The sequence below is a fragment of the Streptomyces sp. NPDC087901 genome (genome assembly GCF_044742205.1).
Classification (GTDB): Bacteria; Actinomycetota; Actinomycetes; order Streptomycetales; family Streptomycetaceae; genus Streptomyces.
On sequence record NZ_JBIUUC010000014.1, the window covers coordinates 91365 to 109864 of the forward strand.

The window sequence follows — 18500 nt, forward strand, 5'->3', positions numbered from 1 at the left end:
ACCCACATCTTCAGGTTTAACACGATTTGGCGGCCCCGCCCGTTCGGGGCCCAGCTGCGTTCATGACCGCCGGACGTCCGCTGGACGTGTGAACGGCGCACCGCCAGGGCATATGACGGATTAACGACAGGAGGTGGTGTCAGTGGGCCGCATCAGGATCGTCCGACGTCCCCAGCTTCCCTCCCGGCCACAGCCGCCGCTCGACCTGCGCACGCCGTCCGGGCGCCCGCTGCCGTACTGAACCGGCTGCTCCGGCGCCGCTCAGCCATTGCCCTCGGGGCCGCACTCAGTGCGGCCCCGAGGCGCGTTCCAGGGCGTTGCGGGGCGTGCGCCGGGCGTGTTCCGGGCGTGTTGATCGCCCCTGCCGCGGAGCGGCGCGAACCGGCAGGATGTCGGTGTACAGGTCGCCGTCCGCGGGCGGCGCAGGCCGTACCAGGAGAGGGTTCCCATGCGGGAAGCGCACGCAGACCGGTCCACCCCCGACGAGCATTCCACCCCCGGCCCGGCCGAGGACGCGGAGGTGATCGTGGTGGGTGCGGGGCCGGCAGGTTCGTCCGCCGCCTTCCACCTCGCCAGGGCGGGCGTCGATGTGCTGCTGCTGGAGAAGTCCGCGTTCCCCCGGGAGAAGGTGTGCGGCGACGGCCTCACCCCTCGCGCGGTGCACCAGCTCATCCGGATGGGCGTCGACATCAAGGCACCCGGCTGGACGCGGTCACGCGGGATGCGCTGGGTGACCGGGGACCGGCAGGTGGAGATCGACTGGCCCGCGCTGGGCGGCTACCCGGACTTCGGCCTCACCCGCAGCCGGCACGATTTCGACGACATCCTGGCACGGCACGCGGTGGCCGCCGGGGCCCGGCTGCGCACCGGCGTGAAGGTTACGGAGCCGGTGACCGACCGGACCGGCCGGGTCATCGGTGTCACCACGGTGTCGGGGACGGCGGAGCCTGTGGTGCACCGCGCTCCGGTCGTCATCGCCGCCGACGGCGCGTCCGCGCGGCTCGCACTGGCAATGGGGCTGCAGCGGGACACGAAGCGGCAGATCGCCACGGCGGCCCGACGCTACTACCGCAGCCCCGAGCGTTCCCGGGAGGAGTTCCTGGAGCTCTGGGCCGATCTCCGCTTTCCCCGGAGCGACCACTATCTGCCGGGGTACGGCTGGATCTTCCCGATGGGTGACGGCCGGGTCAACGTGGGACTCGGCGCGATCCCCCATCGCCGCCACGGCAAGGCCGACCTGCGGGCCACCCTGGAACGGTGGCTGGCGCGGACGCCACAGGAGTGGGGGCTGCGCGAGGAGAACGCCGAGGGGCCCGTCCGCAGCGCCGCGCTGCCGCTCGGCTTCAACCGTCACCCGCTGTACACCAGGGGGCTTCTCCTCGTCGGCGACTCAGGGGGCATGATCAGCCCCTGGAACGGTGAGGGCATCGGCCAGGCGATGGAGGCAGGAGAGGTCGCGGCCGAGGCGACGGCGCTCGCGCTGGCCCTGCCGGCCGGCCCGCGGCGGGAGAGGGCGCTGCACCACTACCCGGTCGAGATGAACCGCCGCTGGGGCAGCTACTACCGGCTCGGCAACACGGCCGCCGACCTGGTCTTCAGCCGCTCGGGGTTCCAGCCCGTGCTCAACCGCTACGTGATGGGCTCCCCGTTCCTGCTCAACACCCTGGCCCGGCTGCTCACCAACCTCACGGACAAGCCCTCGCGCGACGTGATCGACCATGTCCTGAACACCGCGGTGCGTCTCGTCCCCGCTCCGGACGCCCGCCGACGCTGACCGGAATTCCCGGTACCGCAGGGCCCGGCGGAGCCGGGGGTCCGGCGTACTCGCCGGGCCCCCGGCTCCGCCGCTGTTCTTCCGCGGCTCGTACGGCCGGCTCGGACGCCGGCGTCACCTGGGCCCGCCGACGCCGCCCGCCCGGGGGTGGCGCCGGCGGACTGCTCCGTACCGAAGGCGCGCAAAAAAGGTGTCGACTCCTGCGGTGACCACCTTCGCCACGTCCGCGGGGTCGAGCGGCCGGGTGCCCAGTGCGCTCATCCCTGGCAGCTCCTCTTCGCACTCACCGCGATCGTGCCGGCGATCCGGGTGCTGCCGGCCGACCCACCGCCGGGCGGCGACCGGCGCTGGAGCATCCGTTGACCGCCGGGCTCGACGACTGCTGGGCCGCACTGAGTGGGACCGCCGGGAACGCGCAGGAGATGGGTTGCGGGTTCAGGACCTACACGAAGGGCTGCGGTGATTGATTCCCGCGCACATGCAGATCGTTCCCCGGGGCACTGATCAGGTGGTCCGGAGCTGCGGCGATGACGGTGTCGAGCATGGTTCGCGACGCCTGCAGCTCGTTGATGGCCTCAGTGATGCGTTCGCGTTCTCGCTGCAGCTCGTTGATGGTGTCCGAGCACACGGGGGTGAGGGCCGGGCCGTCGACGCAGACGCAGGGCAGGATCCTGGCGATGATCTTCGTGGCCAGGCCGGAGGCCAGCAGGCTGCGGATGCGCCGCACCGTGTCGATGTCCACCTCGTTGTAGACGCGGTAGCCACTGGGGAGCCGGGTCGGGTGGAGCAGGCCCTGTTCCTCGTAATAGCGCAGCAGCCGTTCGCTGACGCCGGTTCGCCGGACCATCTCTCCGATGCGCATGTGACCTGCACCTCACTGCGTTGACTCTCACATTGATGTGAGACTTTAGCGTCGGCCGTATGACGACGAACAGCGCGGTCCCTGGCGGTCACGGTCGCCGGACGCTGGTGCCCCTGGGGATGCTGGGCATCGCCCGCCACCGGGCCAGATCCGCTGGGCGGCTGCCGCCACCGTACTCATCCTCGGCGTCGTCGACGCCGCCCTGATCCCGCTGCTACAAGACCGTGCACTGGCGTCCGCCCCCGAGGCGCCCACTCCGGCGACGGCGACCTGCCGTGGATCAGCGCGCTGATGACGCTCGCCGCCGTCGGCCTCGCCGCCGCCGCCCGGCGACGCCGTGTTCAGCCCCGCACCCCGATGACCTGCTGCGTCCAGTAACCCCCTGAGAACCCGAAGGAGAGACATCCACATGTCCTCAACTGCTCTGCCCTCTTCCTCCCTTGGCCGCATCGTGCGCGGCACCGGCCCGGGCCTGCTGCTCGCCCACGGCGCCGGCGGCGGCATCGACGCCAACTTCGGCCCCATCCTGGCGAGCCTCGCCGCCCACCACACCGTCGTGGGACCGGACTACCCCGGCACCGGCCGCACCCCCCGCGCCGAAGCCCCCCTCACTCTGGACGCCCTGGCCGACTCCCTGGTCGCCACCGCCGTCGAGGAGAACGTGGACACCTTCGCCATCGCCGGATACTCGCTCGGCAGCCCCGTCGCCATCCGTGCCGCCACCCGCCACCCCGACCGCGTCACCGGCCTCGTCCTGACCGCCGGCTTCGCCCACCCCAACCCGCGGTTCCTGCTGGCCGCCCGGCTCTGGCGCGACCTGCTCCGTTCAGGCGACCTCGAGCATCTGGCCGCGTTCGTGTCCCTGATCGGGCTGAGCGCCCCCACCTTGGACGCCGTCGGTCAGGACGACCTGGACACCGCCCTCAAGGCCACAACGACCACGATCCCGTCCGGCACACTCGAGCACCTGGACCTGCTCATCGACCAGGCTGACGTCCGCGAGGACCTGGCTGCCATCACGGTGCCGACCCTGATCATCTCCACCACGCTCGACCAGTTGGTCACGCCCTACCACCACCGGCAACTCGCCGACACGATCCCGGGCGCCGAGTACGCCGAACTCTCCACGGGGCACCTGCCTTTCGTCGAACGCCCCGAGGAATGGTCCGCGCTCCTCCTCGGCTTCCTGGACACCGCCTCTGCCTGACGGCGGCCCCACGGCCGCCCGGGATGGGCGGTGGGCAGGGATCGCGCTGAACTCCCGTTCCCTCCGGTGCCGGTGACGTCGCAGGCGTCATGACCTGGCTCCGAACATGGCCCGAGAAGCAGTGTCTTGCACTCAAGCCGCACTTCATCATTGGCGCCGGTCAGCGGCTTGAGTGTGGGGAGTACCGGGCGGTCGAGTTCTCCACGATGCCGTTTCACCCTCCGAGAAGCCTGAGCACTCGGGGCCAACCATCCTCCTGTGCACGGGCGTTCCCGGCCGTAGTCCCACCGAGGTCCATGTATCCGTTCGAGATGGGGTTCTTGGCGTAGCGGGCAGTGGGGCTGTACGGGTACCAGCCGATGTGGTGGCCCGCGTTCTTGTAGACCAGGGCCTCGCGCAGAGCGCCCTGGCGCGCATGGTCGCGTTCGATGTCGCGGGCGGCTTCGGCAGAGGGCCAGAGCCTGTCTTCGTCACCCGCGATCGCCAGAACGCCGCCGTTCACGTGGTCGAGCGGAATCGGATAGAGATCGACCGGCTTGTCGTCCCGCGTCCATGCCACGCCATGCGGGTAGCCCGGCGTGGTGTTCCGGGAGGGAGCGTAGAGCACAAGATCGCTGACGAGGCCGGGGTATGAGTGAGCGAGAAGTTGGGCTGCCTCCGTCCCACGGGAGACTCCGATCACGGCAGGTCGCCGAGTCCCTGTGCCGTAGTTCCGGTCCAGGAACCGGACGGCCGTGGCGAAGTACTCCAGTTTGATGTTCTCCAGACTCTCCGGGCGCCCTGGGCAGCCGAAGTAGCACAGCGCAAGAACAGGGTGCCCGTGGGAAGCGAGCAACGCGGCGGCGTACGGATTGCCGGAACCGCCCTCCGAGCCGCCGATGGTCAGGACCGGCGCACGTCGTGGCGAGTGGGGCGGCGGCAGATAGAGGGCCCCGTACACGCCGTTCCTGCCCCCGCTCAAGGCCTGATAGGTCGTGCCTTCGCTCATCCACGTACGCGTCAACGAACGCGTCGCGATCTGCTTGCCACCCGCCCTCACAGCGAGCGTCACGTTGTACGACGCCTGCTGTTCCGGCACCTTCGGGAAGAACGCCGCCTTGTCCGCGTCCTTCTGATCCGGCCTCATGGACCAGAACAGCCCCATGCCGTCAACGCCGTGGTAGGTGCCTGAACCTATGCGTGCCCTGTCCAGGTCCACTGTTCCCGCATCGTCCGCGGTGACTACGGCCCGGCCTGTCCACCGAACGTCTTGACGGTCCACTGAGCCTGCTGTGACGGTGACCTCCTCGTGCGGGTGCAGGCCCGAGACCCGGATCCGGACCGCCTCGTCGGCCAGGGACTCAGGCCGATCCACCTGGATTCGTGCCCGTGCACTGTGCTCGGGGCCCGACGAACACGCACCCGCGCCCGACAGCGCCAAGCAGCAGGCCATCACGACTGCACAACTCCGCCACACCTCAAGGACCTTCACACCCACGGCGCGCCCCCTCGAATCCGCTTCACTGCAATAGCTGCACAGGGAAGCCAATCACGCGGGACGGCCCTCCTTACCGAAGTCCGTGCAGCCGGAGACGAACTCGTCGAACCTTGGACACCCGTTTACCTATGCCGCGTCCACTGCGAGCGCCGGGGCGCAGATCCAGGTGAATTTGCCAAAGACTCCGACTCCGACTCCGACTCCGGCATTCGTCATTCCGAGCCGGTCAAGGAGTTCGCATGCCGCCTGCCGGGCGGGCGCCGTAGTCCTCACGGGTGGTACGGACGCCGTCGCCGTCAGGGGCGGCCCACCGGGCGGCAAGAAGCAGGGCGATGTCGTCGGGACGGTCCGCGGCCTGCCTGGCCCGGCCGATCACATGGTCCGCCGTTTCGGCCAGGGAGGCCGGCCCGAATCCGGCGATCGTGCTGCGCAGCCGCTCGACGCCCACGTCGATGTCCGTACCCGACTCCTCGACCATGCCGTCGGTGTACAGCGCAAGCATCGCTCCCGGGGCGAGGTCCAGTTCGGTGACGGGGTAGGCCGCTTCGGCGTCGATACCGAGCACGATGCCACCCGGCAGGTCCATGACCTCGGCCGTGCCGTCGGGCCGGCGCAGCACGGGCTGCGGATGGCCGGCCCGCACGGCCAGCGTGCTGCCGGTGGCCGGGTCCAGGACGATGTAGCAACAGCTGGCGAACTGGCCGGGATCGAGATCGATGAGCAGCCGGTTGGTGCCGCTCATCACCTCCTGCGGATCGTGTCCGCTGAGCGCGAAGGCCCGCACCGCGCTGCGCAGTTGGCCCATGGTCGCGGCCGCTGCGACACCGTGGCCCTGTACGTCCCCGATGACCAGGGCCAGCTTCCGGCCGGTCTCGATGACGTCATACCAGTCGCCGCCGACGTCCATGTCCTGGGTGCCGGCGAGGTAGCGGCCGGCGGTGTCGACGCCCTCCACGACGGGCAGCCCGTGCGGGAGCAGGACGTCCTGCAGCCCGCGGGCAAGGGCCGCCTCGGTGTCGTACCGCTGTGCTCGTTGCAGGGCCTGGGCGATGAGGCCGGCGAGGGCCGTCAGGACCGTGCGCTCCTCCGGGCTGAAGCCGCGCGGCTGGTCGAAGCCGAGGATGCAGGAGCCGACGTGCCGTCCGGACGCGATCAGGGGCAGGAAGGCGCGCGCGCCGACGTCGGTCTCCATGGGGATGCCGGGGTACGCGGCGGCCAGTCGCTGCATGGATTCGAAGAAGATGGGGCGCCCGGTGGTCAGTGTCTCGACGCCTGGGATGCGGGCGTCCAGGGCGACACCGTCGAACCGGTTCAGGAAACCGTGGGGGAAGCCGGTCTCCCACTCCAGGTAGAGGTGGCGCTCCTTCAGCAGGTAGATCGCGAGCTGGCGGCCGCCGAAAGCGGGGAGCAGTTCCTCGGTGACCACGGCGGACACCTGCCGGGCGGTGACGGCCTCGGTGAGGGCGATGGCCAGCGCGACCGGCCTGTAGAGCGCGGCGGAGCGGTCGGCCGGAGAGCCGAGGCCCAGCCCGGGCGAGACGACGGACCCCGGCGCGTAGACCGGCTGTTCGGCAGGGGCGAGCACGGCGGTCAGGCCGTCGTGACCGGGGTACAGGGACACGGAGAGCCAGGGTGGAGGGGTGCGCCGGGCCAGGAAGTGGACCGGGGCGTCGGAGAGCATCGCGGCGCGGTAGTGGTCCTCGTAGGCGGGGTTCGCGAACCACGGCAGGGCCTCCCAGAGCACCCGCCCGACCAGCTCCGACCGGGGGCGGCCGAGGATCTCCTCGGCCAGGCCGTTGATGTAGGTGATCCGGGCGAAGCGGTCGAGGGAGAGGATGCCGCGCGGCAGCCGGTCGGCAGCCTCGGCGACGACCGGGCCGATGCCCAGGTCCACCAGGAAGCCGGTCAGATGGGTTGCCGCGCCGGTATCCCCGCCCTTTCCCCGGCGGCCCGAGACCTCCAGCAGGTGCGAGCGTCCGTCGGGACCGCGCAGCCGCATCCGGCGGACGACCGGCCCGCCGGAGGCCGCCGCCTGGCGGGCCAGGGCCCACAGCCCGTACACATCCTCCGGCGCCAGCCGCGCCGCCAGTGCGTCGATGGTGCCGGGGAACCCGTCCTGCCCGGTGCCGAGGATGGCACACAGCTCGTCGTCCGCACCGACCGCTCCGGTGTCGAGGTCCCAGTCGAAGCGGCCGATCCGTACGGGGGGTGAACTGCCTGCCGGCAGCTGTACGGGAAGCGGCTCCTCGTCCCACTCCACTGCCGTCCCCGCGGACTGCAGGCCGGCCAGCGCGGAGCCGAGTCCTTCGGCGATGCTCCGCAGCCTTTGCCGGTCGGCGGTCTCCACCGGCGCCCCGGGGGTCGCCGCGCGCAGCACGACCAGGACGCCGACCGGCTTGCCACCGCTGACGACCGGCATGTAGAGGGAGCCGAAGGGGAACGGCAGTCCTGCCATCAGCTGCGGGAAGCGACGCATCGCCTCCTCCGCGTCGGCGAGGTGCACGGCCCGGCCCGACCGGAACGCCTCGGCGACCGGGAACGGCCGGTTCACATGCATCCGCCACCAGGGACGGAACAGCGGCCCGGGCAGTCCCGCCAGCACCGCGAGCCTCAGGAGGCCCGGGGTGAGGGAGCGCAGGTAGACGCCGCCGGCTTGTCCGCCGGTGGATTCGATCGCGTTCACGACAGCCTGGGCGAGCGCCAGCGACAGTTCGTCCGGCGCCCGGCCGGTCCCGAATCTCCCGGACACACCGCCCCCCTCACTGAGCGGCTTACGCCGGACCGCGCCGTACCAGGTCACACAGCCAGCATGCTCCCCGGCCGCCGTGACGCGCACTTCGGAGCGTGCGACGCGGCGGCCGAAATGCACCCTTCGTACTTGTATGCAACTCTGAAGGCGGCCCATCGTCCGACATCCGCACAGGAGGCACGATCATGGGCAAGAAGCAGAGCCGGCAGAACCGCGGCGCCCGCAGCGGAGGTCATGAGCACTCCGCGACCACGGAGGCCAAGGAGCAGACAAGCGCGGCACCCGCGCCCGACGCGGTGAAGGCGATCTCCGAGCAGGTCTCCCACAAGCGCGAACGGAAGTTCGGCCACAACTGAGCTCCCTCCACCCCGGCGCCACCACGTGGCGACATGACGAAGGAGCGGCAGCCACCGCGAGGACGGCGGCTGCCGCTCCTTCGTCATGTCCCGACCGACGCACATGACCTCCGCCCATTCGGGCGGAGGTCCTGCGCGGGTCCCTGCGCGGGTCCTGCGCGAGGGGCCGGGCGGAGGGTACGGCGCACTATCGCCCGTCGGAGGGCGGCCGGCGGTCACCGAGCTGGTCATTGAGCTTCTGCTGAGCGGAATCGACCTGGCCGCTGTACTTGTCACCCGTCTTCTTGTCGACGAAGTCGCCACCCTTCTCGACTCCCTGGCGGGCCTGGTCGGGGTGCCCCTTGATCAGGCCCTTGATCTTGTCGAGCATGCTCATGACTTTCCTCCTCATGGAACGCTGACCTTCCCAGCATCCATGCGATACCCCGGCGCCGCACGCCGGGGCGACGCCCCTCCCGCCGGCGGGAGACGGCCGGCGGCCGGGCAAATTACCCATAGGTATGTAGTGACTTCTCACGCCACGGCCAGTAGAACTCGTTCCCATTCGATCGAGAGTGAGGAACGTCACATGGCGGATTCGAGCTTACCCCACAAGGGATCGAGCAGTGTCTCACGTCGCAGATTCATGGCTAGAACAGGTTTCATCCTGGGAGCCGCTGCGCTCTCCGGTCACGCCACCGCCGCCCAGGCCCGTACCACCGGCGCAGCCGTGATCGGCAGCGGGGACCATGTCCCCGTTCTGGTGATCGGCACCGGGTACGGAGGTTCCGTCGCTGCCCTGCGGCTCGCCCGCGCAGGGGTCCACGTCCACATGGTCGAGATGGGAATGGCCTGGGACACCCCAGGGGCGGACGGCAAGATCTTCGCCAACACGACAAAGCCCGACGGCCGTTCGTACTGGCTCCGCACTAAGAGCAAGCAGCCCCTCAGCAACTTCCTCGGGTTCCCCATCGACAGGGCGATCCCCCGCTACACCGGCATCCTGGACGCCGAGGACTTCAGCGGCATCACGGTGTACCAGGGGCGCGGAGTCGGTGGCGGGTCGCTGGTCAACGGCGGCATGGCGGTGACGCCCAGACGTGAGAACTTCGGTGCCGTCCTCCCGTCGGTGAACGCCGACGAGATGTATGCCACCTACTACCCGCGCGCCAACGCCGGGCTGGGGGTCGGCACCGTCGACCCGGCATGGTTCGACAGCGTGGACTGCTACCAGTACGCCCGGGTCGGCCGGAAGCACGCCCAGCGCTCCGGTTTCCCGTTCGTCTTCGTGCCCGATGTGTACGACTGGGACTACATGGAACAGGAGGCGGCAGGCACCGTACCGAAGTCGGCCCTGGACGGTGAGATCCTCTACGGCAACAACTACGGCAAGAAGTCGCTGCAGAAGACCTACCTCGCCCAGGCCGCGGCGACGGGCAACATCACCATCTCGCCGCTGCATCAGGTGACTTCGGTCGCTCCGGCGTCGGGCGGCGGCTATACGGTCGTCATCGACGAACTCCGCACCGACGGGAGCGTCGCGACCACCAAGACGGTCATCGCGGACAAGGTGTTCTTCGCCGCGGGCAGCGTCGGTACGAGCAAGTTGCTGACCCGGCTGAAGGCCACGGGAGCACTGTCCGGCCTGAACGACGAGATCGGCAAGGGCTGGGGCGACAACGGCAATGTCATGTGCGGCCGCGCCAATCACGTGTGGGACGCGACCGGCGCGGTCCAGTCGAGCATTCCGTGCGGCGGCATCGACAACTGGGCCGCCGGGGGCGCGTTCGCCGAGGTCGCACCGCTGCCGACCGGGATCGAGACGTTCGCCTCGTTCTATCTGTCGATCACGAAGAACCCGAACCGTGCCCAGTTCTCCTGGAACGCCGCCACGGGCAAGGTGGACCTGAACTGGCAGACCGCCTGGAAGCAGCCCTCCATCGACATGGCGAAGACGATCTTCGACAAGATCAACGCCAGGGAGGGGACGATCTACCGGACCGACCTCTTCGGCGTCTACAAGATCTGGGGCGACCACCTCACCTACCACCCGCTCGGCGGCGCGGTCCTCGACAGGGCAACCGACAACTACGGCCGCCTGCACGGCTACACGGGCCTGTACGTCATCGACGGCTCGTTGATCCCCGGCAACACCAGCGTCAATCCGTTCGTCACCATCACGGCGCTCGCCGAACGGAACATCGAGAAGATCATCGCCACCGACCTGTGACAGCGGGTCAGAACGGGCGGGACCTCCAGTAGGAGGCGACGGGCAGGCCTCCTACTGGACACGCGCGCTGCCGGGCCTGCCCCGCCGACAGCCCCTTCAGTGCCCCGGCAGCACGCACACGGCGTCGAGACCCAGCACGTGGTTGAGCCGGCCGAACGCAAGCCATGAGCCGATGCTCATGCTCAGTTCGACGATCTCGTGCTGGCTGTAGTGCGCGGTCATCCGGGTCCAGAACGCGTCGTCCAGGCCGTGATGGTCCAGGGCGTACCGCTCGGCGTACTCGGCCGCCAGCCGGGTCCGGTCGTCGAAGGCCTCGGTGCTGCGCCAGTCGCTCACCGCACCGGCGAACTCCTCCTCGACCTTCCGACCGTCACGTTCGGTGCGCCAGTCCAGGCAGAAGAGGCAGCCGTTGATCTGCGCGATGCGCAGCCTCGCCGCCTCGAACTCACGGAGCCCGAGCGTCGTGTGCTCGTACACCGACAGCGAGAAGTTCGCGGCGGCCATGCCGATGCCGGGGACCATGTCGCCCCATACGTAGCCGATCGGTTCCTGGCCCTCGGGGATGTCGATGATCATGGCTGCTTCCTTCCGAATCGGCCGGCTGCGGGACGCAGGGGGACGTCGAGGGCGTCGTAGAGTCCGGGGTCCGCGTCCACCAGCCAGTCGATGGCGTTCACCAGCCGGCCGACCGCGGTGGCGTTGCCGCCGGCAGAACGGTTCTCGCCCTCGTCGGTGGCCTCGACGGTGACCTCGATGCGCGGGCGCCCCTCGATGATCACCCGGTGGGCACCTGCGCCGTCGGGCGGCGACGGCCAGTCCGGGGCGCACGACGGATGGATGCGGGTGATGTGCTCGATGACGATGCGGGGCTCGCCCTCGACGATGCCCTGGACCTCGAAGCGGACCGCGCCCTGGGTGCCGGCCTCGAACTCGCCCATGGTCCTGGTCGTGACGGTGGTTTCGAGCGGCCGCCGGGCCATGGTCTCGCGGATGTCGTCGAGCTCCACGCCCAGGGCCCTGGCCATCAGGCGTATCTGCCCGCCCCACACCATGGTCGGCACGGAGGCCGCGAGCATGAGCGGCTCGTACTCCATGGGATGACCCATGCCGATCAGGTGGCGGACGGAATCGGGCTGGTCGTAGGTGGAGTAGTCGAAGATCTCCTGGCAGCGGATCACGTCCACCGTGGAGCCGAGTCCGCTGATCAGCAGGGGCAGTACGTCGTTGCCCCAGCCGGGATCGACGCCGGAGACGAAGAGCGATCCGCCACCGCCGGCGACGGCGGCAAGCACCGGTTCGCGCAGTTCGGGCGGGGCCCCGCGCTGGTCGTAGAGCGCGTACAGCGCCGGGGTGACGACGACGGCTCCCCCGGCCACCGCCCTGGTGATGTCGGCCAGCGCCTCGTCGGGGCGGATGTCGCCGGAGGCCGCGTAGACGACGGCTCGGGGAGCGGTGGCCAGCACCGCGTCGATGTCGTCGGTCGCGGCGACGCCCAGATCGCGGTCGAGGCCGGCGAGGGCGCCCGCGTCACGGCCCACCTTGCCGGGGTCGTGGACGAGTACGTGCGCGAGTTTCAGGGCCGGATGGGACTCGACCGCGCGGATGGCCGCGCGGCCGACATTGCCGGTACCCCAGACCACCGTGGAAATCATGCGGCGGAGGGTAGCGCGCGGGATGAAAGGTTCATAGTGGCATCGCGCACCGGGTTGGGCGGGTCCCGGGGCGGGCCCGTCGGGCCCGCCCCGGTCCGCTCCGCAGGGCGTCGCTACTCGTCGATCGTGGCCCCGTATCCGGCGCCCGTCTCCGGACCGCCGAACGGCCGGGCGTCGAACGTCCACGAGCCGGAGGCCGTCACGCCGCCCGAGCCGGCCGAGAACACCCAGACGACACCGTTGCCGGCGTTCTCTCCGGGCGCGGCGGACAGCAGACCGAACCGCCCGTCCTTGTCGGGATCGGTCAGCCGCACCTGGCCGCCCCAGCGGTCGCCCTTCTCCGGCGCGCCCGGCACGTTCAGCGAGTCCTGGTCCCATGAAGCGGCGCCGGTGGCGGTCAGTCCGCCGGCCGCACCGCGCAGCACCCACACGGCGCCCGCGTCGGCGACCGTGCCGATGTCCTCGCCGGGGGCGCCGATCGCCACATCCGCGTACCCGTCGCCGTCGGTGTCCGCCACGGAGAGGTCGGCGCCCCAGCCGTCGCCGGCCTCCGGGACTCCGGGGACGCCCGTGGTGTCCTGCGTCCACCAGACGGGCGGGGTGCCCGGGCCCTCGGCACCGACGGGTCCGTCGCCCAGGCTGCCGTAGTACACACCGACCACGCCGCCGGTCATCGACTCGCCGCCGTCGTCGGGGCTGCCGGGCTCCCCGGTGACGAGGTCGTCGTAGCCGTCGTTGTTGATGTCGCCGGAGGCGACGGCGGGGCCGCCGCGCAGATCGTGGTCGTACCGGAGTCCCTGGACCTCGCCGAGGAAGAGCGCGGACCAGCCGTGCCCCGGTTCCCCGCCGACGGTGACGCCGGAGATGACGAGGTCGGCGAGACCGTTGCCGTCGTAGTCGCCGGTCGTCATGGCCCGGGGCACGATCTCCCGACCCGGGGTGCCGGGGATGCGGCTGCTGCGGGAGGTGGGCGCCGGTGCCCCGGCCTTACTCCGGGCCGCCGCCTCGTACTGGTAGAGAGTGAGGTCGGTGCGGTCGGTCACGGCCAGCTGGTCGCCGGGGATGTCGGGGCTGAAGTGCGCCGCGGCGAGTGCACTGCCGAACCTGGCACCGGCGACGGGCTCCTCGGCCTGCAGCCAGTCGCTGTCCGCGCCGGAGAGCCCCTTCGCGGAGCCCCACAGGACAATGGTGCCGCCCGCGTCGGTCACCGGTTCGATGTTCTCGCCGGGGAGGCCGACGACGGCGTCGTCGTACCCGTCCCCGTCGAGGTCGCCGGAGGCCAGGGCGCGGCCGAAGCCGTCCCCCGCCTCGGCGGCGCCCGGCACGCCGGTGGTGTTCTGGCTGAGGACGGCGCCCCGGGTGGTGCCGATGCCGCCCGGCCCGCCGTACTGCACGGTCACGTAGCCCGCGCCCTTCTTGCCGCCGACGGTCCCGCCGGGCGCGCCGATGAGCACGTCCTCGTAGCCGTCGCCGTTGAAATCGGAGTTGCGGTCGTCCGCGTGCGTTCCGCCGGGGGCGCCGGCGTAGGCGGAGGGCGCGACGACCGCGGCCCCTGCCATCAGGAGGAATGAGGCCGCGACAACGGCGGCCGAACGGTGGGTGCGCACGAGCGGCTCCTCGGTTCAAGGATGACCGGGCGAGGGCCTGTCGGACCATGATCCGCCCCCAGGCCCCTGGTCCGGGGGACGCCGGGAAGAGCCCGTTGTCCTCCTGGCGCCCTGTTGGACCGGCTCTGCGGCACAAGGGTTGTACGGCATCGCGAAAGGGGTGGAAGGGAGCAGCTCAGCTCCCTTCCACCCCTGTTCACGATTCCGCCCGGAAGCGGGGGATCGCGGTGGGTCAGTAGGCCCCGAAGACGTTGTCGATCGAGCCGTACGTGGCGGCCGCGTAGTTGCACGCGGCGGTGATGTTGGCGACGGGGTCCAGGATGTCCAGCGAGGTGCCGGGCACGTGGTAGGCGTCGAACGTGGGCTGGATGACCTGGAGGAGGCCCTTGGACGGGGTGCCGGCGGCGGCGTTCGAGTCCCAGTTGTTGACGATCTGGGGGTTGCCCGAGGACTCGCGGATGACGTTGCGGTGGATGCCGTCGTAGCTGCCGGGGATGCCGTTCTCCGCCATGACGGCGAGGGACTCCTTGATCCAGCCGTCGAGGTCGTCGGTGTACGCCGTCTCGCTCTGCGCGGGGGCGGTCTCCACGGTCTCCACGGCGACGGGCGTCGCCGTCCGCTGGGAACGGTCGGCGCGGTCGGTGCTCTCGGCCCGGTCGGCCGACGGCTGCGAGGTGCTGCCGGAGGTGTTCTCCGCCTTGAACTCGCTCTTGGTCGCGGCCTTGGGGGCGGCGGCCGCGGACTTGGCGCCGATGGTCAGCTTCAGGCCCGGGTGAATGAGGTCGGGGTTGCCGCCCACCGCACTCCGGTTGTCCTGGTACAGCCGCTCCCAGCCGCCACTGAGGGAATGCCCCCGGGCGATCTTGGAAAGCGAATCACCGGAGACCACGGAATAGGTGGTGGATTCGGCCTTCTGTACGGCAATTTCCTTGCCGGTCACGGAAGTCGGGGCTGCGGCCTTTTCTGCGACGACCGCCTGAGCGGGGGCGGCAGAAGCCGATCCGGCCGCGATCAGGGGGAGTGCGAGAACGACTCCGCCCGCACTCACGGCGATGAAACCGCGGGTCAGGGAGGTGGACTTGGAACGACGGTGCTGACCCTTGAAGGGCATGGCGCTTTTCCTCTCCGCCGCCTGCGAGGTGAGCTGTCGGGTTCGGACTGGAGATGTCCGGCCGCACATGGCGACTTCACCCCTAGCCGCTCCGGATTCCGGACCGGCGGCAAACCTGGGTCCCCCGCTCCTGCCGCACGTGATGTGGTCGGGTTACCGGACGGCGGCAGGATTCGGCGTTCCATCCGGATTGACGGTGACCGTAAGCGAGAAAGGGCGGACGAAACAAGCCCGGAATTCCTGATCACAATTGATTTGCAAGATCAATAAAAGGAAATATGCGACGCCGGTCACATGCGGGCGGGTCAACTTTCTTGGCGCGACAGGGAACCGAAGCCTCCGGTTGCGCGTCCGGGGCGGGAAACGTGACGCTGGCCACTGTGCCCGAAAGGGGCGATTTGCCGGGTATTAGAAAGGTGCGCCTCACGAAAAAGCGACCTCGATGAGCATTTCCGACACTTCTGAATAATCGCCCAATCAGGACATTATGGAGCGAGTGTCGGCTGTGCGGCCGCACCGGTCCGGCTGCGCGCCACCACGACCGGTGAGCCGTCGCCCGGGGCGCGGAGTATGTCCGCGTCGAGCGCGTACAGCTCCTTCACCAGGGCTTCGTCGACCGTCTCGCGGGGCGCACCCTGGGCGATGACGCGGCCGCCCTTCATGGCGACGAGCAGATCGGCGTAACGGGCCGCGGCGGCGAGGTCGTGCTGGACCATGACGACGGTTCGGCCGGTGGCCGCGACCTCGCGGACGAGTTCCAGGACCTCGACGGCATGCCCGAGGTCGAGGGCGCTGGTGGGTTCGTCGAGCAGCACGACCGGGGTCTGCTGGGCGAGGACCATCGCGAGCCAGCAGCGCTGGCGCTGGCCGCCGGACAGCCGGTCGATGCGCTCGCCGGCCAGTGCGGTGGTGCCGGTGGCGTCGAGTGCGTCGCGCACCGCCTGCTCGTCCTCGCGCGACCACTGGCGCAGCAGCCCCTGGTGCGGGCTGCGGCCATAGCGGACCAGACCGGCCACGGTGACCGCCTCGGGAGCGCGCGGCGACTGCGGCAGCAGGGCGACATGGTGGGCGGCCCGGCGCCGGCCGGTCTGCCAGATGTCCGTCCCGTCGATCAGCACCGTGCCGGACTCGGGCCGGTGGAGCCGGGCGACGGTGCGCAGCAGGGTCGACTTCCCGCAGCCGTTGGGACCCACGATCGCGACGACCTGTCCGGCGGGGACGGTGAGGCCGACGTCCTCGACGACGGGGCGGCCCGGGTATCCGGCGTGCAGACCACGGACTTCGAGGCCCGCCTTCGTACCGGTCGGATTCTCGGTCATGTGCGGCTCACGCCTTTCCGGCGGCCGGGTCGGGCCGCAGCAGTACCCACAGGAGGAAGGGGCCGCCGAGGACGCTGGTGACGACCCCGACGGGAAGTTCGACCGGAGCGGCGACGCGTCCGATCGCGTCGGCCGCGGCGATCAGCGCGGCTCCGGTCAGCGCCGAGCCGGTGACCGGCACGCGGGTGGGGCCGGTCAGCCGCTGGGCGAGGATCGGCGCCGCCAGTGCCACGAAGGCGATGGGGCCGCCGACCCCGACCGCCGTACCCGCCAGCAGTACCGCGAGGACGAGAGCGACGGTACGCACCCGACGCAGATCGACTCCGAGAGAACTCGCCACCTCGTCGCCGAAGCGCAGCAGTTGGAGGCGGTGCCCGGCCGCCAGCGAGAGCGGGACGAGGAACAGCAGGGCCACGGCCAGCGGCACACCGGCGTCCCAGTCGCGCCCGTTGAGGCTGCCGACGGCCCAGAGGAACACTCCGCCCGCCGTGTTGTCGTTCTCGCGCGACATGATCAGGTCGCTCACCGCGCCGATGAAGGTGGAGACGCCGATCCCGGCCACCAGCAGCCGGTAGCCGGCACTGCCCGCTCCCCCGGCGCACAGGACGACCAGGACCGCGGCGGCTACGGCACCGAGCGGCCCGAGCCACCAGTTGCCGACCATGCCGGTGGCGGACCCCGCGGCGGCGGCGACCACGGCCGCGGTGGCGCCCTCGTTGACCCCGACCAGGTCCGGCGTGGCGAGGCGGTTGCCGGCCAGGGTCTGGGTGAGACAGCCCGCGATGCCGAGGGCGGCGCCGACCAGCAGACCGGTGAAGACACGGGGGAGCCGGAAGTCCCGCACGATCATGACGGTGCCGGCATCGCCGGTTCCGAGCAGTCCCGAAAGGGTCTCCGGCAGGGTCATTCCGGTCGAACTCGCCATCACCGCAAGGGTGATCAGGAGTGCCAGCAGCGGAATGAGTACCGCTGCGGCCAGCGCGCTGCGCCTCGGGAGGAGCCAGGACAGCGTTCCGGTGCGGAGCACCACGCTGTCCGGAGGGGTCACGTCCGTCATGCCGGGACCCCCGCGGTGGACAGCCGGGAGGAGCGGGCGATCCACACGAGCAGAGGGCCGCCGACGAAGGCGAGCAGCACACTGACCGGGGTCTCCCAGGGCCGGATCACGATCCGGGCGAGAATGTCCGCGATGATCATGATGTCGGCCGCGATCAGGGCGGCCAGGACGAGTTGGGCGGTCATCCGTGCTCCGGCCAGCGCCCGGGCGGCGTAGGGCGCGAACAGCCCGAGGAACGCGATGGGCCCGGCCACGGCGACGGCACATCCGGCGAGCAGTGAGACGGCCCCGGCGACGACGAGGCGGATCCGGCCGGGATGATGGCCGAGGGAGCGGGCACCGTCGTCCCCGAGCCCGAGCGCCGCCAGCGGGCGGGAGCAGCCGAGCGCGGTGAGCAGGCCCACCGCGATCAGGGGCAGCAGGGGCAGCAGGTCGGAGTTCTCGATGCCGGCGAGCGAGCCGATCGTCCAGTATCGGTAGGTGTCGAAGGTGGACTGAGTACCCAGCAGGACGTACGAGGTGAGGCCGTGGAAGGTGGCGCCGAGCGCCGATCCGGCCAGGACGAGCCGCAGCGGGGAGCCGCCGCCGCGTCCGGAAGCGGCGAACAGGAGGACGGCCGCGCTGGCGACCATGCCTCCGGCCAGGGCCCACACCAGCAACGAGGCGGGCGAGTCCGCCCCGAAGTAGGTGAGCCCCAGCACCACGGCGAAAGCGGCCCCCGAGTTGACGCCGAGGAGTCCCGTCTCGGCGAGGGGGTTGCGGGTGGCGGCCTGCAGGAGACACCCGGCCGTCCCCAGACACGCCCCGACCAGGACCGCGGCGAGCGTGCGCGGAAGGCGCACGTCCACGACGGCGAGGCGCAGTTGAGCGTCCGCGCGGGCAGAGGGATCGCCGACGAGATAGTCCCAGGCGCCTCCCGCCGAACTGGAGCCGGTGCCGATGAGCAGGGACAGCAGGACGAGGGCCGGCAGCAGGAGCACAAGACCTGCGGCCGGCCACGCGGCCGCTGGTCCCTCCCGTGGCGGGGTTTCGGTGGGGCGGGTTTCGGTTTCGGGCCGTCCCCCTTGCACGATCGACATATGGTTAGCCTAACCTAAGTAGACCGGGCCGGACGGCGGCG

The 18500-nt window shown here is 70.6% G+C and carries 16 protein-coding genes and 1 riboswitch; of the genes, 4 read left to right on the forward strand and 12 right to left on the reverse strand.

Going from position 1 to position 18500, the window contains the following annotated elements; genetic code table 11:
- The first annotated feature begins 448 nt into the window (after positions 1-448).
- Entirely contained in the window at positions 449-1774 is a 1326-nt protein-coding gene (locus tag ACIOEW_RS32640; RefSeq protein ID WP_401968256.1) for a geranylgeranyl reductase family protein, read from the forward strand.
- A 114-nt stretch (positions 1775-1888) separates the two neighbouring features.
- On the opposite strand, the gene ACIOEW_RS32645 is transcribed toward ACIOEW_RS32640, so the two are convergent.
- A complete protein-coding gene (locus tag ACIOEW_RS32645) occupies positions 1889-2035 on the reverse strand; it encodes a hypothetical protein (protein WP_401968258.1) in 147 nt (48 codons plus the stop codon).
- A 181-nt stretch (positions 2036-2216) separates the two neighbouring features.
- Positions 2217-2636 carry a MerR family transcriptional regulator gene (locus ACIOEW_RS32650; RefSeq protein WP_362552928.1) on the reverse strand — a complete coding sequence of 140 codons (420 nt, stop codon included), beginning with the start codon at positions 2634-2636 and terminating at the stop codon, positions 2217-2219.
- Positions 2637-3045: 409 nt separating this feature from the next.
- Between ACIOEW_RS32650 and ACIOEW_RS32655 the strand changes: the two genes are divergently transcribed.
- A complete protein-coding gene (locus tag ACIOEW_RS32655) occupies positions 3046-3843 on the forward strand; it encodes an alpha/beta fold hydrolase (RefSeq protein ID WP_401968261.1) in 798 nt (265 codons plus the stop codon).
- 214 nt (positions 3844-4057) lie between these two features.
- Here the strand turns inward: ACIOEW_RS32655 and ACIOEW_RS32660 are convergent, their stop codons facing one another.
- Positions 4058-5275, reverse strand: coding sequence for an acyl-CoA thioesterase/bile acid-CoA:amino acid N-acyltransferase family protein (locus tag ACIOEW_RS32660; RefSeq protein ID WP_401968480.1), 1218 nt, complete (start codon positions 5273-5275; stop codon positions 4058-4060).
- Between the two features lie 271 nt (positions 5276-5546).
- Positions 5547-8120: a SpoIIE family protein phosphatase gene (locus ACIOEW_RS32665; RefSeq protein ID WP_401968262.1), complete on the reverse strand. Its 2574-nt coding sequence runs from the start codon at positions 8118-8120 to the stop codon at positions 5547-5549.
- A 134-nt stretch (positions 8121-8254) separates the two neighbouring features.
- Here ACIOEW_RS32665 and ACIOEW_RS32670 point away from each other — a divergent pair, with 134 nt between their 5' ends.
- On the forward strand, positions 8255-8425 hold the full coding sequence (locus ACIOEW_RS32670; protein WP_351001160.1) for a hypothetical protein: 171 nt from the start codon (positions 8255-8257) through the stop codon (positions 8423-8425).
- Between the two features lie 187 nt (positions 8426-8612).
- On the opposite strand, the gene ACIOEW_RS32675 is transcribed toward ACIOEW_RS32670, so the two are convergent.
- On the reverse strand, positions 8613-8801 hold the full coding sequence (locus tag ACIOEW_RS32675) for an antitoxin (protein ID WP_362553633.1): 189 nt from the start codon (positions 8799-8801) through the stop codon (positions 8613-8615).
- A 249-nt stretch (positions 8802-9050) separates the two neighbouring features.
- Between ACIOEW_RS32675 and ACIOEW_RS32680 the strand changes: the two genes are divergently transcribed.
- Entirely contained in the window at positions 9051-10634 is a 1584-nt protein-coding gene (locus ACIOEW_RS32680) for a GMC oxidoreductase (protein WP_401968263.1), read from the forward strand.
- Positions 10635-10730: 96 nt separating this feature from the next.
- Here the strand turns inward: ACIOEW_RS32680 and ACIOEW_RS32685 are convergent, their stop codons facing one another.
- From ACIOEW_RS32685 to ACIOEW_RS32715, 7 genes are all read right to left on the reverse strand, one after another.
- Entirely contained in the window at positions 10731-11210 is a 480-nt protein-coding gene (locus ACIOEW_RS32685; protein WP_401968265.1) for a carboxymuconolactone decarboxylase family protein, read from the reverse strand.
- Complete coding sequence (locus ACIOEW_RS32690) at positions 11207-12286, reverse strand: dihydrodipicolinate reductase (RefSeq protein ID WP_362553625.1); 1080 nt, start codon at positions 12284-12286, stop codon at positions 11207-11209. The genes ACIOEW_RS32685 and ACIOEW_RS32690 overlap by 4 nt, the downstream gene beginning before the upstream one ends.
- Positions 12287-12399: 113 nt before the next feature.
- Positions 12400-13893, reverse strand: coding sequence for an esterase (locus ACIOEW_RS32695; RefSeq protein WP_401968266.1), 1494 nt, complete (start codon positions 13891-13893; stop codon positions 12400-12402).
- Positions 13894-14125: 232 nt separating this feature from the next.
- Positions 14126-15004, reverse strand: coding sequence for a transglycosylase SLT domain-containing protein (locus tag ACIOEW_RS32700; protein WP_401968268.1), 879 nt, complete (start codon positions 15002-15004; stop codon positions 14126-14128).
- A gap of 5 nt (positions 15005-15009) precedes the next feature.
- Positions 15010-15193, reverse strand: a riboswitch (cyclic di-AMP (ydaO/yuaA leader).
- Between the two features lie 296 nt (positions 15194-15489).
- The gene (locus tag ACIOEW_RS32705) at positions 15490-16323 is read right to left on the reverse strand and encodes an ABC transporter ATP-binding protein (protein ID WP_401968271.1); all 834 of its coding nucleotides are present in this window, start codon (positions 16321-16323) and stop codon (positions 15490-15492) included.
- Between the two features lie 7 nt (positions 16324-16330).
- A complete protein-coding gene (locus ACIOEW_RS32710; protein ID WP_401968273.1) occupies positions 16331-17380 on the reverse strand; it encodes a FecCD family ABC transporter permease in 1050 nt (349 codons plus the stop codon).
- On the reverse strand, positions 17377-18459 hold the full coding sequence (locus tag ACIOEW_RS32715) for a FecCD family ABC transporter permease (protein WP_401968276.1): 1083 nt from the start codon (positions 18457-18459) through the stop codon (positions 17377-17379). Before ACIOEW_RS32715 ends, ACIOEW_RS32710 begins: the two co-directional genes overlap by 4 nt.
- Between the last annotated feature and the right edge of the window lie 41 nt (positions 18460-18500).

Bases quoted from the DNA above. Each gene is read 5' to 3' on its own strand.
- ACIOEW_RS32690 (WP_362553625.1), bottom strand. From the start codon at position 12,286: ATGATTTCCACGGTGGTCTGGGGTACCGGCAATGTCGGCCGCGCGGCC.
- ACIOEW_RS32650 (WP_362552928.1), bottom strand. From the start codon at position 2,636: ATGCGCATCGGAGAGATGGTCCGGCGAACCGGCGTCAGCGAACGGCTG.
- ACIOEW_RS32700 (WP_401968268.1), bottom strand. From the start codon at position 15,004: ATGCCCTTCAAGGGTCAGCACCGTCGTTCCAAGTCCACCTCCCTGACC.
- ACIOEW_RS32685 (WP_401968265.1), bottom strand. From the start codon at position 11,210: ATGATCATCGACATCCCCGAGGGCCAGGAACCGATCGGCTACGTATGG.
- ACIOEW_RS32645 (WP_401968258.1), bottom strand. From the start codon at position 2,035: ATGAGCGCACTGGGCACCCGGCCGCTCGACCCCGCGGACGTGGCGAAG.
- ACIOEW_RS32640 (WP_401968256.1), top strand. From the start codon at position 449: ATGCGGGAAGCGCACGCAGACCGGTCCACCCCCGACGAGCATTCCACC.
- ACIOEW_RS32675 (WP_362553633.1), bottom strand. From the start codon at position 8,801: ATGAGCATGCTCGACAAGATCAAGGGCCTGATCAAGGGGCACCCCGAC.
- ACIOEW_RS32660 (WP_401968480.1), bottom strand. From the start codon at position 5,275: ATGGCCTGCTGCTTGGCGCTGTCGGGCGCGGGTGCGTGTTCGTCGGGC.
- ACIOEW_RS32715 (WP_401968276.1), bottom strand. From the start codon at position 18,459: ATGTCGATCGTGCAAGGGGGACGGCCCGAAACCGAAACCCGCCCCACC.
- ACIOEW_RS32710 (WP_401968273.1), bottom strand. From the start codon at position 17,380: ATGACGGACGTGACCCCTCCGGACAGCGTGGTGCTCCGCACCGGAACG.
- ACIOEW_RS32670 (WP_351001160.1), top strand. From the start codon at position 8,255: ATGGGCAAGAAGCAGAGCCGGCAGAACCGCGGCGCCCGCAGCGGAGGT.
- ACIOEW_RS32655 (WP_401968261.1), top strand. From the start codon at position 3,046: ATGTCCTCAACTGCTCTGCCCTCTTCCTCCCTTGGCCGCATCGTGCGC.
- ACIOEW_RS32680 (WP_401968263.1), top strand. From the start codon at position 9,051: ATGGCTAGAACAGGTTTCATCCTGGGAGCCGCTGCGCTCTCCGGTCAC.
- ACIOEW_RS32705 (WP_401968271.1), bottom strand. From the start codon at position 16,323: ATGACCGAGAATCCGACCGGTACGAAGGCGGGCCTCGAAGTCCGTGGT.